The 20,281-nt window shown below is 63.9% G+C and carries 19 protein-coding genes and 2 tRNA genes; 13 read left to right on the plus strand and 8 right to left on the minus strand.

What is annotated here, in order from left to right:
• Positions 1-31 precede the first annotated feature (31 nt).
• A complete protein-coding gene (locus LQV39_RS01865) occupies positions 32-589 on the plus strand; it encodes an isochorismatase family protein (protein WP_230019920.1) in 558 nt (185 codons plus the stop codon).
• Positions 586-1,554, plus strand: coding sequence for a GlxA family transcriptional regulator (locus tag LQV39_RS01870; protein ID WP_230019921.1), 969 nt, complete (start codon positions 586-588; stop codon positions 1,552-1,554). The genes LQV39_RS01865 and LQV39_RS01870 overlap by 4 nt, the downstream gene beginning before the upstream one ends.
• A 54-nt stretch (positions 1,555-1,608) precedes the next feature.
• On the opposite strand, the gene LQV39_RS01875 is transcribed toward LQV39_RS01870, so the two are convergent.
• Positions 1,609-1,881: a hypothetical protein gene (locus LQV39_RS01875; protein WP_230019922.1), complete on the minus strand. Its 273-nt coding sequence runs from the start codon at positions 1,879-1,881 to the stop codon at positions 1,609-1,611.
• Between the two features lie 264 nt (positions 1,882-2,145).
• On the opposite strand from LQV39_RS01875, the gene LQV39_RS01880 reads away from it, so the two are divergent.
• The 5 genes from LQV39_RS01880 to LQV39_RS01900 all read left to right on the plus strand — a co-directional run bounded on the left by LQV39_RS01880 (position 2,146) and on the right by LQV39_RS01900 (position 7,705).
• The gene (locus tag LQV39_RS01880; RefSeq protein ID WP_230019923.1) at positions 2,146-2,769 is read left to right on the plus strand and encodes a CCXG family PEP-CTERM protein; all 624 of its coding nucleotides are present in this window, start codon (positions 2,146-2,148) and stop codon (positions 2,767-2,769) included.
• Positions 2,770-2,870: 101 nt separating this feature from the next.
• The gene (locus LQV39_RS01885; protein ID WP_230019924.1) at positions 2,871-4,613 is read left to right on the plus strand and encodes a hypothetical protein; all 1,743 of its coding nucleotides are present in this window, start codon (positions 2,871-2,873) and stop codon (positions 4,611-4,613) included.
• A gap of 233 nt (positions 4,614-4,846) precedes the next feature.
• Positions 4,847-5,554: a hypothetical protein gene (locus LQV39_RS01890; protein WP_230019925.1), complete on the plus strand. Its 708-nt coding sequence runs from the start codon at positions 4,847-4,849 to the stop codon at positions 5,552-5,554.
• 118 nt (positions 5,555-5,672) lie between these two features.
• A complete protein-coding gene (locus LQV39_RS01895) occupies positions 5,673-6,791 on the plus strand; it encodes a BON domain-containing protein (protein ID WP_230019926.1) in 1,119 nt (372 codons plus the stop codon).
• A 98-nt stretch (positions 6,792-6,889) separates the two neighbouring features.
• On the plus strand, positions 6,890-7,705 hold the full coding sequence (locus LQV39_RS01900; RefSeq protein WP_230019927.1) for an HDOD domain-containing protein: 816 nt from the start codon (positions 6,890-6,892) through the stop codon (positions 7,703-7,705).
• A gap of 36 nt (positions 7,706-7,741) precedes the next feature.
• Here the strand turns inward: LQV39_RS01900 and LQV39_RS01905 are convergent, their stop codons facing one another.
• On the minus strand, positions 7,742-8,908 hold the full coding sequence (locus LQV39_RS01905; RefSeq protein WP_230019928.1) for an MFS transporter: 1,167 nt from the start codon (positions 8,906-8,908) through the stop codon (positions 7,742-7,744).
• Between the two features lie 135 nt (positions 8,909-9,043).
• The gene (locus tag LQV39_RS01910) at positions 9,044-9,631 is read right to left on the minus strand and encodes a YigZ family protein (protein WP_230019929.1); all 588 of its coding nucleotides are present in this window, start codon (positions 9,629-9,631) and stop codon (positions 9,044-9,046) included.
• Between the two features lie 246 nt (positions 9,632-9,877).
• On the opposite strand from LQV39_RS01910, the gene LQV39_RS01915 reads away from it, so the two are divergent.
• Both LQV39_RS01915 and LQV39_RS01920 read left to right on the plus strand, forming a co-directional pair.
• Positions 9,878-10,567, plus strand: coding sequence for a PEP-CTERM sorting domain-containing protein (locus LQV39_RS01915; RefSeq protein WP_230019930.1), 690 nt, complete (start codon positions 9,878-9,880; stop codon positions 10,565-10,567).
• A gap of 36 nt (positions 10,568-10,603) precedes the next feature.
• Complete coding sequence (locus tag LQV39_RS01920; RefSeq protein WP_230019931.1) at positions 10,604-12,499, plus strand: S8 family serine peptidase; 1,896 nt, start codon at positions 10,604-10,606, stop codon at positions 12,497-12,499.
• 69 nt (positions 12,500-12,568) lie between these two features.
• Here LQV39_RS01920 and LQV39_RS01925 read toward each other — a convergent pair.
• Positions 12,569-12,644: transfer RNA gene (locus tag LQV39_RS01925), tRNA-Lys, on the minus strand.
• Between the two features lie 164 nt (positions 12,645-12,808).
• Between LQV39_RS01925 and ilvD the strand changes: the two genes are divergently transcribed.
• The gene (gene ilvD, locus LQV39_RS01930; protein ID WP_230019932.1) at positions 12,809-14,671 is read left to right on the plus strand and encodes a dihydroxy-acid dehydratase; all 1,863 of its coding nucleotides are present in this window, start codon (positions 12,809-12,811) and stop codon (positions 14,669-14,671) included.
• A gap of 20 nt (positions 14,672-14,691) precedes the next feature.
• On the opposite strand, the gene LQV39_RS01935 is transcribed toward ilvD, so the two are convergent.
• Positions 14,692-15,072, minus strand: coding sequence for a hypothetical protein (locus tag LQV39_RS01935; protein ID WP_230019933.1), 381 nt, complete (start codon positions 15,070-15,072; stop codon positions 14,692-14,694).
• A 55-nt stretch (positions 15,073-15,127) separates the two neighbouring features.
• Positions 15,128-15,763 carry an outer membrane beta-barrel protein gene (locus tag LQV39_RS01940; protein WP_230019934.1) on the minus strand — a complete coding sequence of 212 codons (636 nt, stop codon included), beginning with the start codon at positions 15,761-15,763 and terminating at the stop codon, positions 15,128-15,130.
• A gap of 261 nt (positions 15,764-16,024) precedes the next feature.
• Here LQV39_RS01940 and LQV39_RS01945 point away from each other — a divergent pair, with 261 nt between their 5' ends.
• On the plus strand, positions 16,025-16,462 hold the full coding sequence (locus LQV39_RS01945) for a hypothetical protein (protein WP_230019935.1): 438 nt from the start codon (positions 16,025-16,027) through the stop codon (positions 16,460-16,462).
• A 61-nt stretch (positions 16,463-16,523) separates the two neighbouring features.
• Here LQV39_RS01945 and LQV39_RS01950 read toward each other — a convergent pair.
• Together LQV39_RS01950 and LQV39_RS01955 are read right to left on the minus strand one after the other, a co-directional pair.
• Positions 16,524-16,599, minus strand: a tRNA-Lys gene (locus LQV39_RS01950).
• A gap of 60 nt (positions 16,600-16,659) precedes the next feature.
• Positions 16,660-17,049: a hypothetical protein gene (locus tag LQV39_RS01955; protein WP_230019936.1), complete on the minus strand. Its 390-nt coding sequence runs from the start codon at positions 17,047-17,049 to the stop codon at positions 16,660-16,662.
• A 281-nt stretch (positions 17,050-17,330) separates the two neighbouring features.
• Between LQV39_RS01955 and LQV39_RS01960 the strand changes: the two genes are divergently transcribed.
• Positions 17,331-17,741, plus strand: a complete 411-nt coding sequence (locus tag LQV39_RS01960; protein WP_230019937.1) for a hypothetical protein — start codon at positions 17,331-17,333, stop codon at positions 17,739-17,741.
• A 168-nt stretch (positions 17,742-17,909) separates the two neighbouring features.
• On the plus strand, positions 17,910-20,240 hold the full coding sequence (locus LQV39_RS01965) for a penicillin acylase family protein (RefSeq protein ID WP_230019938.1): 2,331 nt from the start codon (positions 17,910-17,912) through the stop codon (positions 20,238-20,240).
• Positions 20,241-20,281 lie beyond the last annotated feature (41 nt).

Genomic DNA, 20,281 nt, shown 5'->3' on the forward strand with positions numbered 1-20,281 from the left:
GCCCATACTTCACCACCTCGGGAGCTTCTCCATGAAAACCTGTCTGATTGTGATCGATGTCCAGGAATCCTTCCGCCACCGTCCGTATTTCACCGAACGGGGCGCGGAGGCTTTTCTAGAGGCGCAGAATAGCCTTGTCGCCGGCTGCGAGGAACGCGGTATCCCCATCGTCCGGGTCCTGCACACGGACGGCCCGGCGCAATCGGACAATCCGTTTGCGCTCGAGTCCGGGCACGTCGCGCCCCTGCGCGGCTTGCGCGCATTCACGCCTGCCATTAGCGTGCTGAAGCGCCGCCACAGTGCGCTGGTGGGTACGGGACTCGAGGTCTGGCTTACCGAGAACGGGATTGGACGCCTGATCGTCAGCGGCATTCGAACCGAGCAGTGCTGCGAGACGACGGCGCGCCACGCATCCGATTTGGGCTGGGCCATCGATTACGTTCTTGACGCCACACTCACCTTCGACATGCAGCAGCCGGACGGCAGCCCCTTGAGCGCGGCCGACGTCAAGGCACGCACGGCCACGGTCCTACACGGACGTTTCGCCACCGTGTGCACGGTCGAAGAAGCCCTGGCGCGGGCGGCATGATCGACGTGATCTTCATGCTGCTGCCGGGCAGCCTGCTTCTGGATTGGGCCGGCCCGGCCGAGGCCCTGCGCACCGCGAATGGGCTGATGCGCGAGCATGGCAAAGCGGCGCCCTTCGCGCTGCGTTTTGCCGCGTCGCGTTCCGAGTCGAGCACCTCGGTCGGCGTTCGGCTGGCCGGTCTCGAAGCGCTGCCGGCAGCGCTCGCGCCGCATGCCACCTGGGTCGTGCTGGTAGGGCAGACTGGCAGCACGATAGCCGTGGACGCGCCCGATACGCGCGCGCTGCTTGACTGGCTGCGTCCGCTGCAGCTTGCGCCGGGGCGGCTCGAACTGATCACCATTTGCGCCGGCGCCGTCCTTGCCGCCCATGCCGGCCTGCTTGCGGGGCGGCGCGCCACCACCCATCACCACCACCTGGATGAATTGCAGCGCATCGCACCGGCATGCGAGGTGGTCCGCAACCGGGTATTCGTCGAAGATAGTCCGGTCTATAGCAGCGCTGGCGTCACCACCGGGATCGACCTGATCCTGCACCGCATCGAGGCCATTTGCGGGCCAGCGCTGGCGGCCCAGGTCGCGCAAACGATGGTGGTGGCGCTGCGGCGCGGTCCACACGATCCCGAACTGTCGCCTTTTCTCGCGTACCGCAACCACCTGCACCCGGTGCTGCATCGGGTGCAAGATGCCATCAACCGGTCGCCGCAGGCGGAATGGTCGGTGCCTGCCATGGCGGCGGTCGCCCACACATCGCCGCGCCATCTGACCCGCCTGTTCGTCGACTATGCGCAGATCGCGCCCTTGCAGTATTTGCGCCGCATCCGGCTGGCCGTGGCGCAGGTGGCGCTGGCCTCGGGCGACAGCGTGACCCAGGCAGCGGCGGCCGCCGGGTTCAGTTCAGATACCCAGTTGCGCCGTGCCTGGCATCATTTTGCGGTGCCGGGTACGCCTTCCCAACAGCCGTTCTGACGCAAGCGCTCACAAGCTGCAGATGTTGAAAATGCGATCAACCGGCGAAAGCCCTCAACCCCGGCGACGCCAGCCGCCCGCAAAGGCCTCGCGTACCTGCAAGGGCAGCATTTTCACCAAGCCGTGCAGGGCCAGCGGGACCAGCACAAATTCGTCGACCGCACCCAGCATGGGAAGCGCAAAATTCGCCGGCTCGATGGCGAACAGCGCCAGCCCGGCCAGCGCGGGCAAGAGCCAGGGCGGACGCTGCTCATGCCGGACAGCGAACCAAAGTAGACGCAGGTCCTGACCCGCAACCATGCGCCAGAGTGCAAACAGGCGTTTCAAGGCATTCTCCTCAGCGGCTTGAGAGTGTTCGTGCGCCGTATATGGGCTAGTGAAGCTTGAACACAATGGAGAAAGTCAGAAATACGACGATTTAAATAGTGAAAACCGGGCAATATTGTTGTTCTGCCACCACAAATTGATTAATTTACCGATTTCAAGACGGTAAATACACGACTATGCAGAGTAGGGTGTTATATTGACATTTATCAACATATATTATTAATCTGACAAATGAAAACGTCCACGACACTCTGTGCAGTACTGTTGGCCTGCGCCACCCTCAACGCCAACGCCAGTCTCATTTCGGTGCAAACCGGCCAGCGCAGCACGGGTTCGCAGTCTAGCGCCGAAGCCTATCGCAGCGTGGTCGAATCCGACCTGAAAAACACCGGACCCGGCTATGGCAGCGCCACCCTGGACTCCTACGACAATGTACGCAGCTCCTGGTCGCTGGGCGCCTATAGTGATTTCGCCTGGAAATCGACGATCGATTTCGGCGTGACCGCGGCCCAGGCCGGCAACTGGGATTTCCGCGCCGGCGTCGACTTCGATTATGGCAGTGCGCTGTTCATCGACGGTCAGGCGGTCGATTTCAAGTCGAACAATATGTGGTGGTCAGGCAGTTACGCCAACGCTTCGCAGATTCTGCAGGCTTCGTTCAACCTGGGCGTGGGAAATCACACCCTGACGATCTATGGCATCGAAGGCTGCTGCGACGGCGCGGTCCAGACGCAGTTCAAGTACGGCAGCCAGCAATTTGCCAGCTTCACCAAGGCCGATGGGCTGGACCGGGTGTCCGATGTACCGGAGCCGGCAACCCTGGCCAGCCTGACACTGGGCTTGGGGCTGATTGCAGGCCTGCGCCGCCGCCGAAACAAGCGCAACTGATCGGCCCCAGCGCCAGCAGAACGCCGCAGATTCCGAAAGGACCTGCGGCGTTTTTCGTTACAATCGGCGCCTACAACAAATCCTGGAGACAGACACTCACCATGAAAAACCTGCTTACCCCGCTAGCCGCCGCCCTGCTGGCCGCCGGCGCCATGACGATCGCCCATGCCGCCGCCCCGGCCCCCGCCACGGTCACCGAACTGACCACCATGGCCAAGCGCTTCGCCCCGGTCGACCTGACCGCCGACACCAGCAAGCTCTCGAAAGGCGACCGCGTCGCCATCGAAAAACTGATCGAAGCCGCGAAGATCGTCGACACCCTGCAGCTGCGCCAGCGCTGGTCCGGCAACGAGGCGCTGTGGGCCGCGCTGCAGAAGGACACGACGCCGCTCGGCAAGGCGCGGCGCGACTACTTCTGGCTGAACAAGGGCCCGTGGTCCATCATCGACGGTAACCATTCCTTCATGCCGGCGAGCTTCGGCGGCATCCAGATCCCGGCCGAGAAACCGCTGGGCGCCAACTTCTATCCGGAAGGGGCGAGCAAGCAGGAGCTCGAAACCTGGATGAACAGCCTGTCCCCGAAGGACAAGGAGCAGGCGCAATGGTTCTTCACCGTTATCAAGCGCACCAAGGACGGCAAGGGCAAGCAGCAGTTCACCAGCGTGAACTACTCGGACGAATACGCCACCGAGCTGCAGCAACTGTCGAAGCTGTTGAAGGAAGCCGCTAGCGCCACCGACAACGCCTCGCTGAAGAAATTCCTGAACCTGCGTGCAGACGCCTTCCTGTCCAACGACTACCTGGCCTCGGATTTTGCGTGGATGGACCTAGATTCGCCGGTCGACGTCACCATCGGCCCCTACGAGACCTATAACGACGAGCTGTTCGGCTACAAGGCCGCCTTCGAGGCCTATGTGAACGTGCGCGATGCGAAGGAGACCGAGAAGCTGAACTTCTTCGGCAAGCACATGCAGGAGCTGGAGAACAACCTGCCGCTCGATTCGAAGTACCGCAATCCGAAGGTCGGGGCGATCGCGCCGATGGTGGTGGTGAACCAGGTATATGGCGCCGGCGACGGCAACATGGGCGTGCAGACCGCCGCCTACAACCTGCCGAACGACGAGCGCATCATCAGCAAGCGCGGTTCCAAGCGCGTGATGCTGAAGAACGTGCAGGAAGCGAAGTTCGAGTCGACGCTCAAGCCGATCACGAAGCTGGTGCTGAGGCCAAGCGACCAGAAGGACCTCGACTTCGATTCCTTCTTCACCCACATCCTGGCGCACGAGATCATGCACGGCCTGGGCCCGCACGCGACCACCCAGAACGGCAAGCCGTCGACGCCGCGCCAGGACCTGAAGGACGCCTACTCGACCATCGAGGAAGCCAAGGCCGACGTGACGGGCCTGTGGGCGCTCGGCTACATGATGGACAAGGGCCAGCTGAAATCCTCGCTGGGGCAGGGCGCCGCCGCCGAGCGCAAGCTCTACAACACCTTCCTGGCATCGGCCTTCCGCACCCTGCACTTCGGCCTGACCGACTCGCATGCGCGCGGCATGGCCATCCAGGTCAACTACCTGCTCGACAAGGGCGGCTTCGTGTCGCACGGGGACGGCACCTTCTCGGTGGACTTCAACAAGATCAAGGGCGCCGTGGCCGACCTCGACCGCGAATTCCTGACCATCGAGGCGACCGGCGATTATGCGCGCGCGCAGGCGCTGATGAAGCAGTACGTGGTGATCCGCCCGGACGTGCAGAAGGCGCTGGACAAGATGAAGGCGGTGCCGAACGATATCCGGCCGGCGTTTACTACTGCGGCCAAGCTGACTGCGGCATCCGCTCGATAAGCACCGCACTCGAACAACGTCGTCCCCGCGCAGGCGGGGACCCAAGTTTTGCGCGCAGTTGCAAGCGTTAGCGGTTTGCCACGAAATAGAGACGCGGAAACGACGAGCTGAATAATTTGTACTTCTGGTAAGTTTGCCCTTTTAAACATCCAGTAAAAAATAATCCACTGCAGGGTTTCCCGAAGGATAGAATTGCTGATAGGCATGTTATCTATCCAATCGGGAAATCCTCGATGATCAAGTCTCTCATCAAAGCCGCGGTGTTCTCCGCGGCCTTCCTGGCTGCCGGCGCTGCGAGCGCCGCCTCGTCCGACCTCACCGCGCTCGAAAAACGCTGGCTGGTGGCCGCCTATCCCGTCCTCGAATACGCGCGCGGCTTGCCGCTGCCGATCGACATCGTGGTCCAGCCTCAGGCCGGGCCGGACGATGTGCCGCTGGCGATGGGCTTCGATGGCGGGCGCTGCAAGCTGGTGATTTCCCTGCGCGGCAATCCGGATGCGGAGAAGCAGCTGGCCGGTGTGACCCCGGCCGAGCAGGGTGAGCTGATCGAGGCGATGGCGGCGCACGAAATCGCGCATTGCTGGCGCTACGCCCAGGGCGCCTGGCATGCGCTGCCGGCCGGCTTCGTCGAAGTGGGCGAGGAAACCTCGGCCGATCCCTCGCTGCTGGCGGCATCGAAAGAAATGCGCGAGATGCGCCGCGAGGAAGGCTATGCCGATCTGGTGGCGCTGGCCTGGACCCGCCACAGCCATCCCGGCGACTACGCGCGCGTGCACGCCTGGCTGGACAAACTGCGCGCCGTGCAACCGGTGGCGCGCAGCGGCCACGATACCCGGGTGTGGGTGAAGCTGGCCGCGGACGGCGGCCGTTTCGGCGCGGCCGGCCAGCCTTTCGAGGATGCGGCCAGGCTGTGGAAGGATGGCCTGGTCAAGGACGATTGATGCCGGTCTGCCCGGTAATTATGGTTTTTTCGGCAATTGTACGGTGTCGCACAGATAGCCGGTTCAGGCAGGCGTCTAATCGTCTGTATTAAAACAACCGATTACAAGGGCTACCGATATGAAAACGCTGATTGCGACTTTGCTCGCGACGGCCGCCGGCGCCGCTTTCGCCGCTCCCACCTTTGCACTCAACCACGATCCGGCCAGCTACCGCGCCGTCACCCAGAAGGCCGCCGCCGACTACAAGGCGGCGACCGCGAAGTGCGGCAGCATGAACGGCAACGACAAGGATGTGTGCATGGCCGAGGCCAGGCTGGCCCGCACCCGTACCGAAGCCGACGCCCTGGCCAAGTACAACAACACCGCCACCAGCCGCGCCAAGGCGCGCAGCAACATGGCCGACGCCGAGTATGACCTGGCCAAGGCCAGGTGCGGCGGCAAGAGCGGCGCCGACAAGGACGACTGCATGAACAACGCCAAGTCGGTGCACACCGCCGCCCTGGCCGATGCCAAGTCCGGCGCCACCGCGACCGGCGCCAGCGCCGCCGGCGCCACGGGCTCGGATAGCGGCCTGGTCAGCAGCACCGACAAGTCGACCGCCGCCGACAAGTGCGCCCAGGGCGACAGCCGGACCGGCTGCCTGGTGCAGACCAAGCCGTCCACGGTGAAGGACAACGCGGGCGAGATCGCCAACCGCACCGAGAACGCCGCCGACCGCGCCGGCGACAAGGCCGCAGCCGCCACCTCGACCGCTGCCGCGAAGACCAGGGAAGTTGCCGCTACCGCCGCCGACAAGACCAGGGCCGTGGCCGCCACCGCTGTAGAGAAGACCAAAGAAGTCGCGAAAGCCGCCGTCGAAAAGACCAGGGAAGTCGGCGCAACAGTCGCCCAGAAAACCGAAAACGCGATGGACCGCGCCGGCGACAAGACCCGCGATACCGCTGCCGTCTCCGCGCAAAAAACCGAAAACGCGATGGACAATGCCGGCGACAAGACCAGGGACGCCGCCTCCAAGACTAAACTGGCCGCTTCCGATACCGCCATCACCACCAAGGTAAAGGCCGGCCTGGTCAAGGAGCCGGACCTGGAATCGCTGGGCATCCATGTCGAGACCGAGAAGGGCGTCGTGATGCTGAGCGGCTTCGTGAATTCGAAGGCCGAGGCCGACAAGGCGGTCAAGGTCGCCAAGGGTGTCGACGGCGTGAGCAGCGTGAAGAGCGCGATCAAGGTCAAGTAAGCACTTACCAGGCGTCCACCAGGGCGCATCCGATTTCTGCCATTTTTCGGCCGGCTTGCCACAGTCGGCCGTCTTTTTTGCAGGATATAATCGTTCAGGTGAACAGACTAGAAGCCTTCGGAATCATCGCGGCCCAGGCAGCGCGCGGCGATATTTCCTTTCCCACCAGCGTCAACGCCGTGCTGCGCCTGCAGCAGGCTCTGAACGATCCCGATTGCCATCTCGGAGAGGCGATCCGGCTGGTGCTGGGCGAGCCGCAGCTGGCGGCGCGCACGGTGGCGCTGGCCAATTCGTCCGCCTTCAATGCCGGCAACCAGCCGATCACCAATGTGCGTGCGGCGGTCACCCGGGTCGGCTACCGCAACCTGCAGATGCTGGTGGCCAGCCTGGTGGTGCGCCAGTTCGGCAATTGCATCCAGGATCCGGTCCTGCGCGTCAAGGCCGAGCAGCTGTGGGAGCACACCGTGCAGGTGGCTTCCCTGGCCCAGGTGTTCGCGCGCCGGCTCACCTTCGTCAATCCGGACACCGCGATGTTCGCCGGCATCGTCCACGAGATCGGCGCCTTCTATCTTTTATTGCGCGCCGGCGAATTCCCGGGCCTGCTCGATGACGACGAGGAGCGCTGGGGCGAGCTGTGCGAGGACGTAGTCACGCGCGAAGTCGGGCGCCGCCTGTTCCTGCCGGAACCGGTGGCCCATGCCGTGTTCGAGCTGCGCGGCGCCGAGCTGCACACGCCGCCGGCGTCGCTGCTCGATACGCTGCTGCTGGCCAACCTGTATGCCAGGATGCCCTCGCCGCTGGGCGCCGTCGCGCCTGTGCCGGACGAGGGCGTGGTCGACGCGGCGACCCTGCAGGCGATCATCCTGGAAGCTGCCGAGCTCGGCGCTTCGATGGAGCAGGCGGTCCTGGTCTGAGGCGCTGAGTCTGAGGCGCTGAGTTCAGGCGATCACTCAGGCCAGCACGCGCACGCCACGGCGCGCGTGGGCCTGCATCGCAAGCGCCAGCACCAGACCGGCGCCGGCCAGGCCGGCGGCAACCCACTGCGGCGAAGCATAGGAAAATCCCAGGATCAGCGGAATGCCGCCGAGGAAGGCGCCCAACGCATTGCCGATATTGAAGCCGGACTGGCCCAGCGAGGAGCCCAGCATCTCGGCTTCGCGCGAGTGTTCGATCAGCAGCATCTGGATCGACGGCCCCAGCGCCAGCGCATTCGCGCCGACCCCGAACGCCAGCATCACCATCGCGACCTGCGAGGACGCCAGCACCGCGTTCAGGAGCAGCAGCACGATCATCGAAGCCAGCAGGATCTGGATCGCACGCAGCGGATGCACGCGGTCGGCCAGCTTGCCGCCGAACTGCACGCCGGCCGTCATGCCGACCCCGACCACGGTCATGATCAGCGGGATCATGTCGGCGTGGAAGTGCGTGACCTCGGTCAGCAGCGGCGCGATGTAGCTGAGCCAGGCGAACAGGCCGCCAGTGCCGATCGAGGTGATGCCCAGCGCCAGCCACAGCTTGGGGTTGCGGAAGATGCGCAGGTCCTGGGCCAGGCCGGCGCGCTGCTTGCCCTCGAAATAGGGAATGACCTTTTGCGTCATCAGGGCGGCCGCCAGGCCGATCGCGGCGACGATCAGGAACACCAGGCGCCAGCTCATGTGGTGACCCAGCCAGGTGCCGGCCGGCACCCCGACCACGTTGGCGATGGTGAGGCCGGAGAACATGCTGGCCAGCGCCGCCGCTTCCTTGCCCTTGTCCGCAAGGCGGGTGGCGACCACGGCGCCGACGCCGAAGAAGGCGCCGTGCGGCAGGCCCGCCAGGAAGCGGAACAGCATCATCGTGTGGAAGTTGGGGGCGAAGGCCGACAGCGCGTTGAAGGCGGCAAACATCAGCATGAACCAGACCAGCACGCCGCGCGGCGGACGGTGGCCGAGCATGCTGACCAGGGTCGGGGCGCCGACCACCACGCCGACGGCGTAGGCCGAAATCAAATAACCCGCTTGGGGGATGGAAATGTTCAGGCCGGTGGCGATGTCGGGGAGGATACCCATCATGACGAATTCCGTCATGCCAATGCCGAAACCGCCGAGGGCCAGTGGGGCCAGGCTTTTCTTGATCACTGCAGTCTTTTCTTGTTACGGGGAAGGGCGGTCACTATAGCCCTGCACGGCTGGGGAGTCCGCTTTCGAGTGGTGATGACCGGTATAGCCCGGGATGATAGCGGTATCAGCGTTTTTCTGCCGAGCTCGCCACGATTATTCGCCGATCCAGACGACGCGGCCGCTGCCGGCATCGCTCAGGCGCGCCACCAGGGCATCGGCCCTGTCATCCGGCAGGCTGAAGGTGAAGCGCACGTCCTGTTCGTGTTCCACCTGTTCCAGCGTGGCGCCGGCCAGTTCCAGCTCGCGCCGCAGCAGGCCCTCGAGCGGGTAGGGTACGGCGCAGCGCAGGGTGCGCTGGCGGATGATCGCGATTTTTTCCGCTTTCAACAGGGCCTGGGCCACGCTGTCGGTGTAGGCGCGCACCAGCCCGCCGGCGCCTAGCTTGACGCCGCCGAAGTAGCGCACCACGGTGGCCAGCACGCCTTCGAGGTCCTGGTGGCGCAGCACGTCCAGCATCGGCCGTCCTGCGGTGCCGCTCGGTTCGCCATCGTCGACAGCGGCCGACTGCCCGCCTGCCAGCAGGGACCAGCACACGTGGGCGGCGCCGGGATGCTCGCCACGCAGCCGCGCCACGACCTGCTGCGCGCCGGCGCGGTCCGGCATCGGCTGCACGCAGGCGATGAAGCGGCTCTTCTTGATGATGAGTTCGTGGTGGACGGAGGCGAGGATGGTCTGGGGCATTGCAGAGAGGCTTGACATGCAGAAAGGGAGGACTTTACCCGAATTTAATAGGATCGATGTCGACGGACTTTACATTTTCTTCACAAATGAATTGGCGTCATTTTCGTAAAAAAATAATATCGTTGAAAATCAGCATCTTGCCGCGCTGCATGGATTCTGGATGCGCGCTGGAACAGTTTATGCGTGTAAATCTGCGCAGTCCTGGACTTGCAATGGTCGTTCCACTCTTCAAAACTGGGAAACAAGATGAAAATGAAAACAATCCGTATTTCCTTGCTGGCCCTGGCCAGTACGATGGTTCTCGCTTTCGGCAACAGCGCCCATGCAGCGCTGATCACCGAGATCGGCGACGCTGGAAAATTGACGACGACGGCGCAAACGAGCGCAGGCAGCGGCGCCATCGACGCCATCCGTGGAACGCTTCTGACTTCCAGCGGCGACGACTATGCCGACATCTTCCGCATCTATCTGAAAGCGGGCAGCGGATTCTCTGCGACGACCACGCTCTCATCTTTCGCGTATAACAATTTCGATACCAGCCTGTTCCTGTTCAACAGCGCCGGCCTTGGCGTGGTTGCCAATGACGACGATCCGAACGTTGGACCGACCTCGACCATCGGGTATACCTCGGCCACTTCCGACTATTACTACCTGGCGATCGCCGGCGCGGGTTACACGCCGGTCAGTGCATCCGGCGCCATTTTCGGCAACCTGATCGGCCAGGACCAGGTCGGACCGACCGGGATGGGCGGTGCAGATGCCCTGTCGAACTGGATCAGCGTGACCAGCGAAGGCGATGCCTATGAAATCCAGCTCAGCGGCGCCTACGCGGGTCCGCAAGCCGATGTACCGGAGCCGGCCTCGCTGGCACTCGCGGCATTGGGCCTGGGCGCCTTGCGCGCCAGCCGCCGTCGCGCCGCTCGCCGTCCTGCGTAAACCACCCTGCCATCAATTTTAGAATTGGGATCAACCATGAAAAAAGTGTCATTGGCACCGTTGATGGTGCTCTTGCTGTCGGCTTTTTCGACCGCCTACGCGGGCCAGCTCGACAGCCGCCTTGCCGACCTGGTCGCGGCGAAAAAGGCGGCCAGCGTTGCCAAGCCGGGGGCGCGCCTGGCGCAATCGGCCGATCAGCCGACCGCCCGTTTCGACGGTATGCTTGACGCCGCCGGCCGGGTGCTGGTCGACATCCATCTGGACGGTAGCGAGCCGATCGCGGTGATTGTCGAGCGCCTCAAGGCCAACGGCGCCGTCGTCACCGGCGTCGATCCCTACTTCCAGAATGGCGCGGTATCGGCCTATGTGCCGGTGGAGCAGCTCGAGGTACTCGCGGCAAGCAGCGGCCTGAGACTCATGAAGATGTCGCTGCGGCCCGCCAGGAACGTGGGGGCTACCACCTCCCAGGGCGCCAAGGTGCTGCGCTCGGATGTTGCCAACGCCAGCGGCTACAATGGGTCCGGCATCACGGTCGGCGTGCTGTCCGATTCGTATGACGCCTCACCCCTCGGTTTTACCACGACCCGCGCTGCCACCGACATCGCAAGCGGCGACCTGCGGCCCCCGAAACTGGTGATCGACATCGGTGCGGATCCGTCGAATACCGACGAGGGCCGCGCGATGATGCAGATCGTGCAGGATGTCGCGCCGATGGCGGACCAGTGCTTCGCGACCGCATTTGCAGGGGAGTCGGCGTTTGCCGCCAACATCCGCGCCTTGCGCACTAACCCGGCCTGTAATGCCGACATCATCGTCGATGACGTGTTCTACTATGACGAGCCATTCTTTTCCGACGGTCAAGTAGCCCAGGCCGTCAATGACGTGGTGACGAGCAGCACCCTGCCAGGTAAAAAGGTCAGCTACTTCTCTTCGGCCGGCAACCAGGGCGGCGCCGGCGGCGGCGGCTCGATCGACGTGCCGAACGCGACCTTCTCCACCGCGCCGACCAGTCTTGGCAACATCAACTTGGCAAGCATCGCCACCTGTAGCAGTTCTCCAGCCTCCGGCAGCACCAAGGCCAACGTAGGCGGCGGCTGGCTCAATTTCGGCAGCGGCGTCTATGCACTGCCTGTAACCTACAACGGCGCCGGTTCGACTTTCATCATGCAGTGGGATGATTTGTTTTATCAGGGCAAGGTCACGACGGACTTGAACTTCTACCTGTTCAATAGCGCCGGCAATTGCGTGTTCACCTTCGCTACAAACAATATCACCAACGACTACGCGGCCGAAATCATCGGCTTGTCGGGCGGTGCGTCGGGTACTTACCGCATCATGGTCGGACGCACCAGTGCCGGCACCAAGAAAGCGACGCGCGTGCGCCTGGTGAATCTCGACGGCTGGGGTGGCTCGGCCCTGACTGCGTCGAACAGTCCCACCACCTTCGGGCATAACGCGGCGGTGAATGCCAACAGTGTCGCAGCCTACCGCTACACGGTGCTGAATCCCTCGATCATGCCATACAAGCCGGGTCTCGAGGGCTTCAGCAGCCCAGGGCCATCGAGCATCTATTTCGATGCAGCCGGCAATCGCCTGGCCGTGCCGGAAACGCGCAAGAAGCCCGACATGGCCGCACCCGATGGTGGTGACACGACCTTCTTTTACCCAGGTTCGGATTACGAAGGCAACGGCCGTCCAAACTTCTTTGGCACCAGCGCCGCTGCACCGCATGCGGCGGGCGTGGCTGCGCTGATGCTGCAGAAAGCGGGCGGGCCTAACTCGCTCACGCCGAAGCAGGTCAAGTCGATCATGCAAACGGCCGCGCCGGCGCGCGTGGTGCCGTTCTCGGGTGGTTCGGCGACCAAGGTATGGAGCCTCTACGATGGCTTTGGCTTGATCGATGCTGTCGAATCGCTCAACAAGCTGCCCTGAGCGCTGATCGCTGATCGCTGGACGAAAAAAAGGCTTCCTGATGGAAGCCTTTTTTCTACTGCTTGTTCGTGGTAGGCCGTGCTGGGCTCGAACCAGCGACCAACGGATTAAAAGTCCGCTGCTCTACCAACTGAGCTAACGACCCGACGGCGAGCATTATAGCGGCTCGGCAGCATCCGGCCAAGGCCTTTCGTGCGGGAAAGAAACGCCAGCTCGACTGTGATATGCAAAAAGAATCACTGAGCAATAAATCATATATTAGACAAATCACAGGCGCTGCGGCAATCTGGTGTTTTGAGAGGAGACATCATGCCGACTTACCGTTCCCGTACCACCACCCAGGGCCGCAACATGGCGGGCGCCCGTGCCCTGTGGCGCGCAACCGGCATGAAGGACGGCGATTTCGAGAAGCCGATCGTCGCGGTGGTGAACTCCTTCACCCAGTTCGTGCCCGGCCATGTGCACCTGAAGGACCTCGGCCAGCTGGTCGCCCGCGAGATCGAGGCGGCCGGCGGCGTCGCCAAGGAATTCAACACCATCGCGGTCGATGACGGCATCGCCATGGGCCACGGCGGCATGCTGTACTCGCTGCCTTCGCGCGACCTGATTGCCGACTCCGTCGAGTACATGGTCAACGCCCACTGCGCCGACGCCATGGTCTGCATCTCGAACTGCGACAAGATCACGCCTGGCATGCTGATGGCCGCGATGCGCCTGAACATCCCGGTGGTGTTCGTGTCCGGCGGGCCGATGGAAGCGGGCAAGGTCATCAAGACCGTCAACAACGACAGGAAGATCATCAAGCTGGACCTGGTCGACGCCATGATCAAGGCCGGCGACAGCACCGTGTCGGACGCGGACGTCGCCGAAATCGAGCGCTCGGCCTGCCCGACCTGCGGCTCCTGCTCGGGCATGTTCACCGCCAACTCGATGAACTGCCTGACCGAGGCGCTGGGCCTGTCGCTGCCTGGCAATGGCACCATCGTCGCCACCCACGCCGACCGCAAGGAACTGTTCCTGCGCGCCGGCCGCCTGATCGTCGAGCTGGCCAAGCGCCACTACGAAGGCGACGATTATTCGGTGCTGCCGCGCTCGATCGCCACCAAGACCGCCTTCGAGAACGCGATGACGCTGGACGTGGCGATGGGCGGCTCCACCAACACCGTGCTGCACCTGCTGGCCGCGGCCCACGAAGCCGGCGTCGAGTTCGCCATGGCCGACATCGACCGCATCTCGCGCAAGGTGCCCTGCCTGTGCAAGGTGGCGCCGATGACGGACAAGTACCACATCGAGGACGTGCACCGCGCCGGCGGCATCGTCGCCATCCTCGGCGAACTGGCGCGCGCCGGCCTGCTCGACACCTCGGTGCCGAGCGTGCACAGCGCCAGCCTGGCCGAGGCGATCGAGAAATACGACATCCGCCGCAGCGACGACCCGGCCGTGCACCAGCTGTTCCGCGCGGCGCCGGGCGGCGTGCCGACCCAGGTGGCGTTCTCGCAGGCCGAGCGCTTCGACGACAACGACATCGACCGCGCCAAGGGCTGCATCCGCGACCTGGCCCACGCCTATTCGCAGGACGGCGGCCTGGCGGTCCTGTACGGGAACATCGCGGAGAAGGGCTGCATCGTGAAGACCGCCGGCGTCGACGAAAGCATCCTCAAATTCTCCGGCAGGGCGCGCGTGTTCGAGAGCCAGGACGCGGCGGTCGAGGCCATCCTTGGCGACCAGGTCGTGGCCGGCGACGTCGTCATCATCCGCTACGAAGGCCCGAAAGGCGGCCCCGGCATGCAGGAGATGCTGTACCCGACCTCGTACATCAAGTCCAAGGGACTCGGCAAAGCCTGCGCCCTGTTTACGGACGGGCGCTTCTCGGGCGGCTCCTCGGGCCTGGTGATCGGCCACGCTTCGCCGGAAGCGGCGGAAGGCGGCGCGATCGGCCTGGTGCAAGAGGGCGACATGATCGACATCGACATCCCGGCGCGCACGATCGACTTGCGGGTCTCGGCCGAGGAGCTGGCGCACCGCCGCGCGAAGATGGAAGACCGCGGCGTTGACGCCTGGAAGCCGCTCGGCCGCGAGCGCGTGGTGTCGCAGGCGCTGCAGGCGTACGCTGCGCTGACCACCTCGGCGGACCGCGGCGCGGTGCGCGATCTGTCGCAGCTGAAGCGCTGATCGACTGATCCATCAAGCCGCTAATCCACGAAGCCGCGCCCCGGTCGCGGCCCGGTCGAGAACAGCACCGGCGGATGCCCGCCGGGCGGGCGCGCGTACGCGACCACGATCCGCTCGGCGTCATCCTCCTCGCCCTCGGGCTGGAACTGGATCGAGACGTCGCCGGCCTGTGATACAAAATGGTCCGGCCCGGCCAGCTGCAGTTCCTTCTGCTGGCTGGCGCCGATCCTGACGTAGAGCCGGCTGTCGAGCTCGAAGATGTGGGCGCGGTAGCCGTCCTGCAGGCCATAGAGGCCTTCGGCCTTGGCCATTTCCTGGGCGGTCGGCTTGCGCGGATAGACATTGCTGGCGCAGCCGGCACAGCCCAGCAGCAGGACAATAAACCACAGAAAAATGCGCATGGCCGCTCCGGGGTAAGCTGTCGATACCCCTTGGATGCGCTCTACGGTAAGAGGTTCAGAAGCCGAGATTCAGCTTGGCGTTGACCTTGTTCCCGTTGGTGTCGTTGCCCCACTTCTCGGCGGTATTGCCGAACTTCTGGCTTTCCACGCTCACGGACGCCTTCTCGTTCAGCCTGTACTGCGCACCGATGCCGGTATAGGCGCCGCCGACGACATTGTTCTGCCTGCCGAGGGCGTCGGCGCCGCGCCGCTCGCTATGGGAGAGTCCCACTTTGCCATAGGCCGAGAGATCGTCGGTGATCGGCGCGGCCACCTTCAGGGCGACATAGCTGTGGAAACCTTTGGTGCCCAGGGCGCCGGTCGTGTCCAGCGGGTCGCGCGGGTCGATCGCGTGGAAGCCGCGGTCCTTGCGTTCGACATAGCCGGCTTCGAGCGCCAGGTAGCGGTTGAGATTGATGCCGGCGACCAGGCGCGGATCGCTGCGGTAGCCATCGAAGAGCTTGGTGAACGGATGGGCGCCTTCGTCGACCATATAGGTCCGTTCGAAAGGCGTGGGCATCTTCGCGAAGGCCCTGGCTTCCGGCGAGGGCCGGGCCTGCAGCCGGGCCTGGGATGCCGGATCCACCAATTGCGCGCGGGCGCTGCCTGCGGCGAGCAGTGCCGCCGCCAGTCCGAACCGGAATGCGTTCATGTTTCCTCTCCCTGTTGCTTGCACCTTTACAGGATAGCAGCGCGGGTTCGGAAAAACTGTCACGATTTGTTATCAAACATGCATATGACATGGGCGGCTCGTGATACGGGAATCCGCGCAGCGCCGCGGATTCGTATCATTTCGCATCGATCTAGACTCCAGCGGTGTGAGACGGTTTCGTGATGCCAGGGCCGAATTGCTTGCGGCCCGTGGACTCCCCTCTAGACTGGCCTTACGGTCAATCTGTTTTAAGGAGCCATCATGCGATCCCGAGTACTGATTCTTCCCGCGTCCCTGCTGCTGCTGGCGTCAAGCGCAGGTGCGCAGACACAAGCGCAGACACAAGACTATCCGTTGACCACGCCCGAGACGATGTTGCGGGTGGAGGTGATGGCGGAAACACCGGCGTTCACGTTCCGCGACTACGAAGCCGAGGCGATCAGCGGCGCCTACGCCATGTCGAACGGCTGGCGCATGAAGGTGGATCCGTCGGCCGACGGCATCGTCGCGCAGATCGACAAGCAGCCCCCGATCCGGCTCGTCGCGCTGTCGCGGGACAGGTATGCGACCCGTGACGGCAATGTCGCGATGGAGTTCAACCGCGGCGCGCTGGGCGATGAAATGCTGATGAGCTATGTGCCAGGTTCGCGCACGGCGCAGATGGTCGTGATCACGACGGCCAGACTGGCACAGCGTTGAAGAGGGCGGGATCGGTCCCGCAAACAAAAACGCCAGCCCGAAGGCTGGCGTTTCTTTATTCTGGTAGGCCGTGCTGGGCTCGAACCAGCGACCAACGGATTAAAAGTCCGCTGCTCTACCAACTGAGCTAACGACCCGAAGGCCGGCATTATAACGGCTTGGCGGTATTTTGCCAGTCACTTTCTTGAACCCGATGCTCAGTCGGCGGCGCCGCGGCCCGGGCGCTCGCTGGCTGCAAGCCGGATCGTGTCCTGCCGCAGAATGCCGCGATCGTGCTCGAGGACGATGCGGTCGTTGGCGAGATCGGGGCCGAACTGGATGGCCAGTTTGCCATCGGCGGAGGCAAAGCGATTCGGTCCTGCCAATAGGAGTTCTTTTTGTTGGCCGCGTCCAATCTTCACGTAGAGCCGTGTGCCCAGCAAGAAGATGTCGGCACGTCGTCCGTCGCTGAGCTTGTACGCGCCCGTAATCTGCTCCATCTGCTCTGCGGTGGCGCGGCTTGCTGGGGTCGATCCGGCATCGGCCTGGGCCGTGCTCGCCGTCGTCAGCAGGACGGCAGCCGCCAGGAAGATGGAAAGTGCTCGCATGGTGCTTCCCTTTCAGTGGTTGAGAAACTTGATGAACCAAGTGTAGGGATGACCAGGTCTTTGATTGTTGACTTAAGGCAATTCAAAGTTCCTAAAAGAAATTGAATCGAGCGCGCCATGATGCGTGCGTCATTTCTTATCTGTCTGGATTTGCCGGAACCCAGACCGTTTCGTGATGGATCCTGCAAATGCCTTGAGGCCCCGCATCGCCGTCCTACACTGAGTTCACCGCCGCTGGCGAGGCCAGCATTGCGGCAAACCTGTTTCGCGAAGGAGCGATCATGCGTCACTTACTATTGGCAGTCCCTGCGACCCTGCTGCTGGCATCCCATGCCGGCGCCCAGTCAGGAAATTATCCACCGCCCGACACGGCGCCGATCTCGACAGTGCAGGTGACGGCCCCGGTCCGCCTCAGCGAGGACCAGATCCAATCGCTGCGCGGCTATTACGCGATGTCGAACGGCTGGCACATGAAGGTGGAAAGGGCCTCCAAAGGCATCGTTGCCCGCATCGACCAGCAGCCGCCGATCCGGCTGGTCGCGGTCACGGCGGACAAATTCGTTTCACGTGACGGCAATGTCACGATGGACTTCAACCGCGGCGACAATGGCGACGAAATGACGATGAGTTATGTGCCTGACCAGCGCCTGGCCATCCGCTACGTGGTGACCGCGACACTGGCGCAACGATGACGCCGAGCCGGCGCCGACAACAAAAACGCCAGCCTGCGGGTTGGCGTTTTCATTGAAATTTTCCGCTTCATGCATCGCGGATTTGGCCCGCACGATAGACGTGCGTGAAAATTATTAAATCTGTTATTCTCCAGACACAATTTCTTTTCAACAAGACTCTGGAGTCCCATGAAGCTCTCGACTGTTGCTTTGCTCAGCGCCCTGGCCCTGTCGGATTATGCGGCGGCAGCCAACGTGCGTACCGAAATCACCCGTACGACCCACGGCGTCGTCCACGTCAAGGCCAGCGATTTCCGTAGCCTCGGCTATGGCGCGGCCTATGCGTATGCAGAGGATAATGTCTGCATGTTCGCGGACTCGCTGCTGACCGTACGCGGCGAACGATCCCGCTATTTCGGCGGCGCCGCCCCGGCCACCGCGCCGGTGAATGGCGAATATGGCGCCGGCCTCGACCTGTTCATGCAGCTCCCGAACGAGCAGAGCGACTTCTTCTTCAAGGGCTATCTCGACCTGGAACAGCTTCGCGCCGGCTATGCGGCGGCGTCGAAGGACGTCAGGGACCTGCTGGCCGGCTATGCGGAAGGGTATAACCGCTTCCTCGCCGACAAGCGGGGCAGGCTGCCGAAGGCCTGCAATGGCGCGGCCTGGGTCAAGCCGATCAGCGTCGACGACCTCTACCTGTTCATCGGCGAAAAAGCGCTGCACGCAAGCGGCGAGGCGTTCGCGGCGGCCATCGTCGGCGCCTCGCGCGATCCTGCCGAGCCCGTCTCGCTGGCCAGGGCAATGCCCGCCGCAACGGCGCCGATGCCGAAGGGCATACCCGCCGGCGTGGGCAGCAACGCGCTGGCGGTCGGCAGCGCCGTCAGCAGCAACGGCAAGGGCATCCTGCTCGGCAATCCGCATTATCCCTGGACCGGCACGGACCGCTTCTACCAGATGCACCTGACCGTTCCGGGCCGCTACGACGTGATGGGCGCGAGCCTCGGTGGCATGCCCTTCGTCACCATCGGCTTCAACCGCAATCTCGCGTGGTCGCATACGGTGACCAGCGCCTCGCACTTCACCACCTTCCGGCTCGCCCTCGATCCGGCCGACCCGTCCGGCACCACCTATTTCTACGATGGCGCGCCACGCAAAATGACCGAGCGCACCGTCTCGGTCGAGGTGCTGCAGCCGGACGGCAAGCTGGTGACGAAGCAGCGTTCCTTCTTCTTCAGCCACCAGGGCGCCGTGATCGTGCTGCCCGACGCCGGCATCGGCTGGACCAGCGACAGCGCCTTCGTGCTGGCGGACGCGAACCGCTTCAACACCCGCCTCGGCGACCAGTGGCTGAAGATGGGCCAGGCCGACGACGTGACGCAGCTGCAGAGCGCCATCCACGCGGTGAAAGGGCTGCCCTGGGTGAACACCGTCGCCGCCGACCGCAAGGGCAATGCGCTCTACATCGACGGCAGCGTCGTGCCCCACATGACGACCGATAAGTTCCTGTCCGACTGCCTGCTGGAGCCGTCGCTGCTGGCCTTCGACGGCACCCGCAGCGAGTGCGGCTGGGGCCAGGATGCGGACGCGCCGGCAGGCGTGTTCGGCGCGGCCAACGCCCCCGCGACCATCCGCCAGGACTACGTCGGCAACTCCAACGATTCCTATTGGCTGACCAACGCCAGGGCGCCGCTGGTCGGTCCGGCGCCCTACGGCTACTCGCCGCTGTTCGGCGCCGTCGGCGAGCAGCAGTCGCTGCGCACGCGCCTCGGCTTCAAGCAGGTGGAAGAGATGCTGGCGGACCGCCGCTTCCTGCGCATCGACGACGTGCAGGACCTGATGTTCGAGAACCGGCTCTACGCGGCCGAGCTGGTGCTGCCTTCGCTGCTGCGCGCCTGCCTGAAAGCCAACGACGCGCGCCTGCTGGTCCCGTGCGCAACGCTGGCGGCCTGGGACAAAAAGACGGACCTCGACAGCCGCGGCGCCGTCCTGTTCCGTGAGTTCTGGAACCGCGCGCGCGCGCTGCCCGACCTGTGGGCGACGCCCTTCAATCCGGCCGACCCGGTCAACACGCCGAGCGGCGTCGCCGCGTCCGCGGAGCCGGCCTTGCTGGATGCGCTGCGGGCGGCATCGGCGGCCATGCAGGATGTGGGCGTGCCGGTGTTCGGCCAGCTGGGCGACTACCAGACCGAGCAACGCAACAACAAACTCTACCGCCTGCATGGCGGCATCGGCGACGAAGACGGTTCGTATTCGTCCCTGCACATGCGCTCGGGGCTGACGGCGAAGGGCTATCGCAATGTCGACTGGGGCACGAGCTACATCCAGCTCGTCGGCTTCGATAACGCGGGGCCGGTTGCGAAAGGTCTGCTGGTGTATGGGCAGTCGGTGGATCCGGCGTCGCCCTTCTATGCCGATCAGCTGTCGCTGTTTTCGCAGAAGCGGCTGGCTGTGCTGCCGTTCTCGGGGCAGCAGGTCAGGGCGGCGCAGGTTTCTTCGCAGGTGTTGACGGCGAAGTGAGATGTAGCGGAAGACAGGAACGCCATCCCGACGGCTGGCGT

This window comes from Massilia sp. Bi118 (assembly GCF_918697865.1).
Taxonomy (GTDB): domain Bacteria; phylum Pseudomonadota; class Gammaproteobacteria; order Burkholderiales; family Burkholderiaceae_D; genus Telluria.

Coding starts and splice junctions, on each gene's coding strand:
- LQV39_RS01965 (WP_230019938.1), top strand. CDS start 17,910: ATGAAGCTCTCGACTGTTGCTTTGCTCAGCGCCCTGGCCCTGTCGGAT.
- LQV39_RS01940 (WP_230019934.1), bottom strand. CDS start 15,763: ATGAACGCATTCCGGTTCGGACTGGCGGCGGCACTGCTCGCCGCAGGC.
- LQV39_RS01865 (WP_230019920.1), top strand. CDS start 32: ATGAAAACCTGTCTGATTGTGATCGATGTCCAGGAATCCTTCCGCCAC.
- LQV39_RS01960 (WP_230019937.1), top strand. CDS start 17,331: ATGCGTCACTTACTATTGGCAGTCCCTGCGACCCTGCTGCTGGCATCC.
- LQV39_RS01910 (WP_230019929.1), bottom strand. CDS start 9,631: ATGCCCCAGACCATCCTCGCCTCCGTCCACCACGAACTCATCATCAAG.
- LQV39_RS01955 (WP_230019936.1), bottom strand. CDS start 17,049: ATGCGAGCACTTTCCATCTTCCTGGCGGCTGCCGTCCTGCTGACGACG.
- LQV39_RS01885 (WP_230019924.1), top strand. CDS start 2,871: ATGAAAAACCTGCTTACCCCGCTAGCCGCCGCCCTGCTGGCCGCCGGC.
- ilvD (WP_230019932.1), top strand. CDS start 12,809: ATGCCGACTTACCGTTCCCGTACCACCACCCAGGGCCGCAACATGGCG.
- LQV39_RS01890 (WP_230019925.1), top strand. CDS start 4,847: ATGATCAAGTCTCTCATCAAAGCCGCGGTGTTCTCCGCGGCCTTCCTG.
- LQV39_RS01915 (WP_230019930.1), top strand. CDS start 9,878: ATGAAAATGAAAACAATCCGTATTTCCTTGCTGGCCCTGGCCAGTACG.
- LQV39_RS01935 (WP_230019933.1), bottom strand. CDS start 15,072: ATGCGCATTTTTCTGTGGTTTATTGTCCTGCTGCTGGGCTGTGCCGGC.
- LQV39_RS01945 (WP_230019935.1), top strand. CDS start 16,025: ATGCGATCCCGAGTACTGATTCTTCCCGCGTCCCTGCTGCTGCTGGCG.
- LQV39_RS01920 (WP_230019931.1), top strand. CDS start 10,604: ATGAAAAAAGTGTCATTGGCACCGTTGATGGTGCTCTTGCTGTCGGCT.
- LQV39_RS01870 (WP_230019921.1), top strand. CDS start 586: ATGATCGACGTGATCTTCATGCTGCTGCCGGGCAGCCTGCTTCTGGAT.
- LQV39_RS01895 (WP_230019926.1), top strand. CDS start 5,673: ATGAAAACGCTGATTGCGACTTTGCTCGCGACGGCCGCCGGCGCCGCT.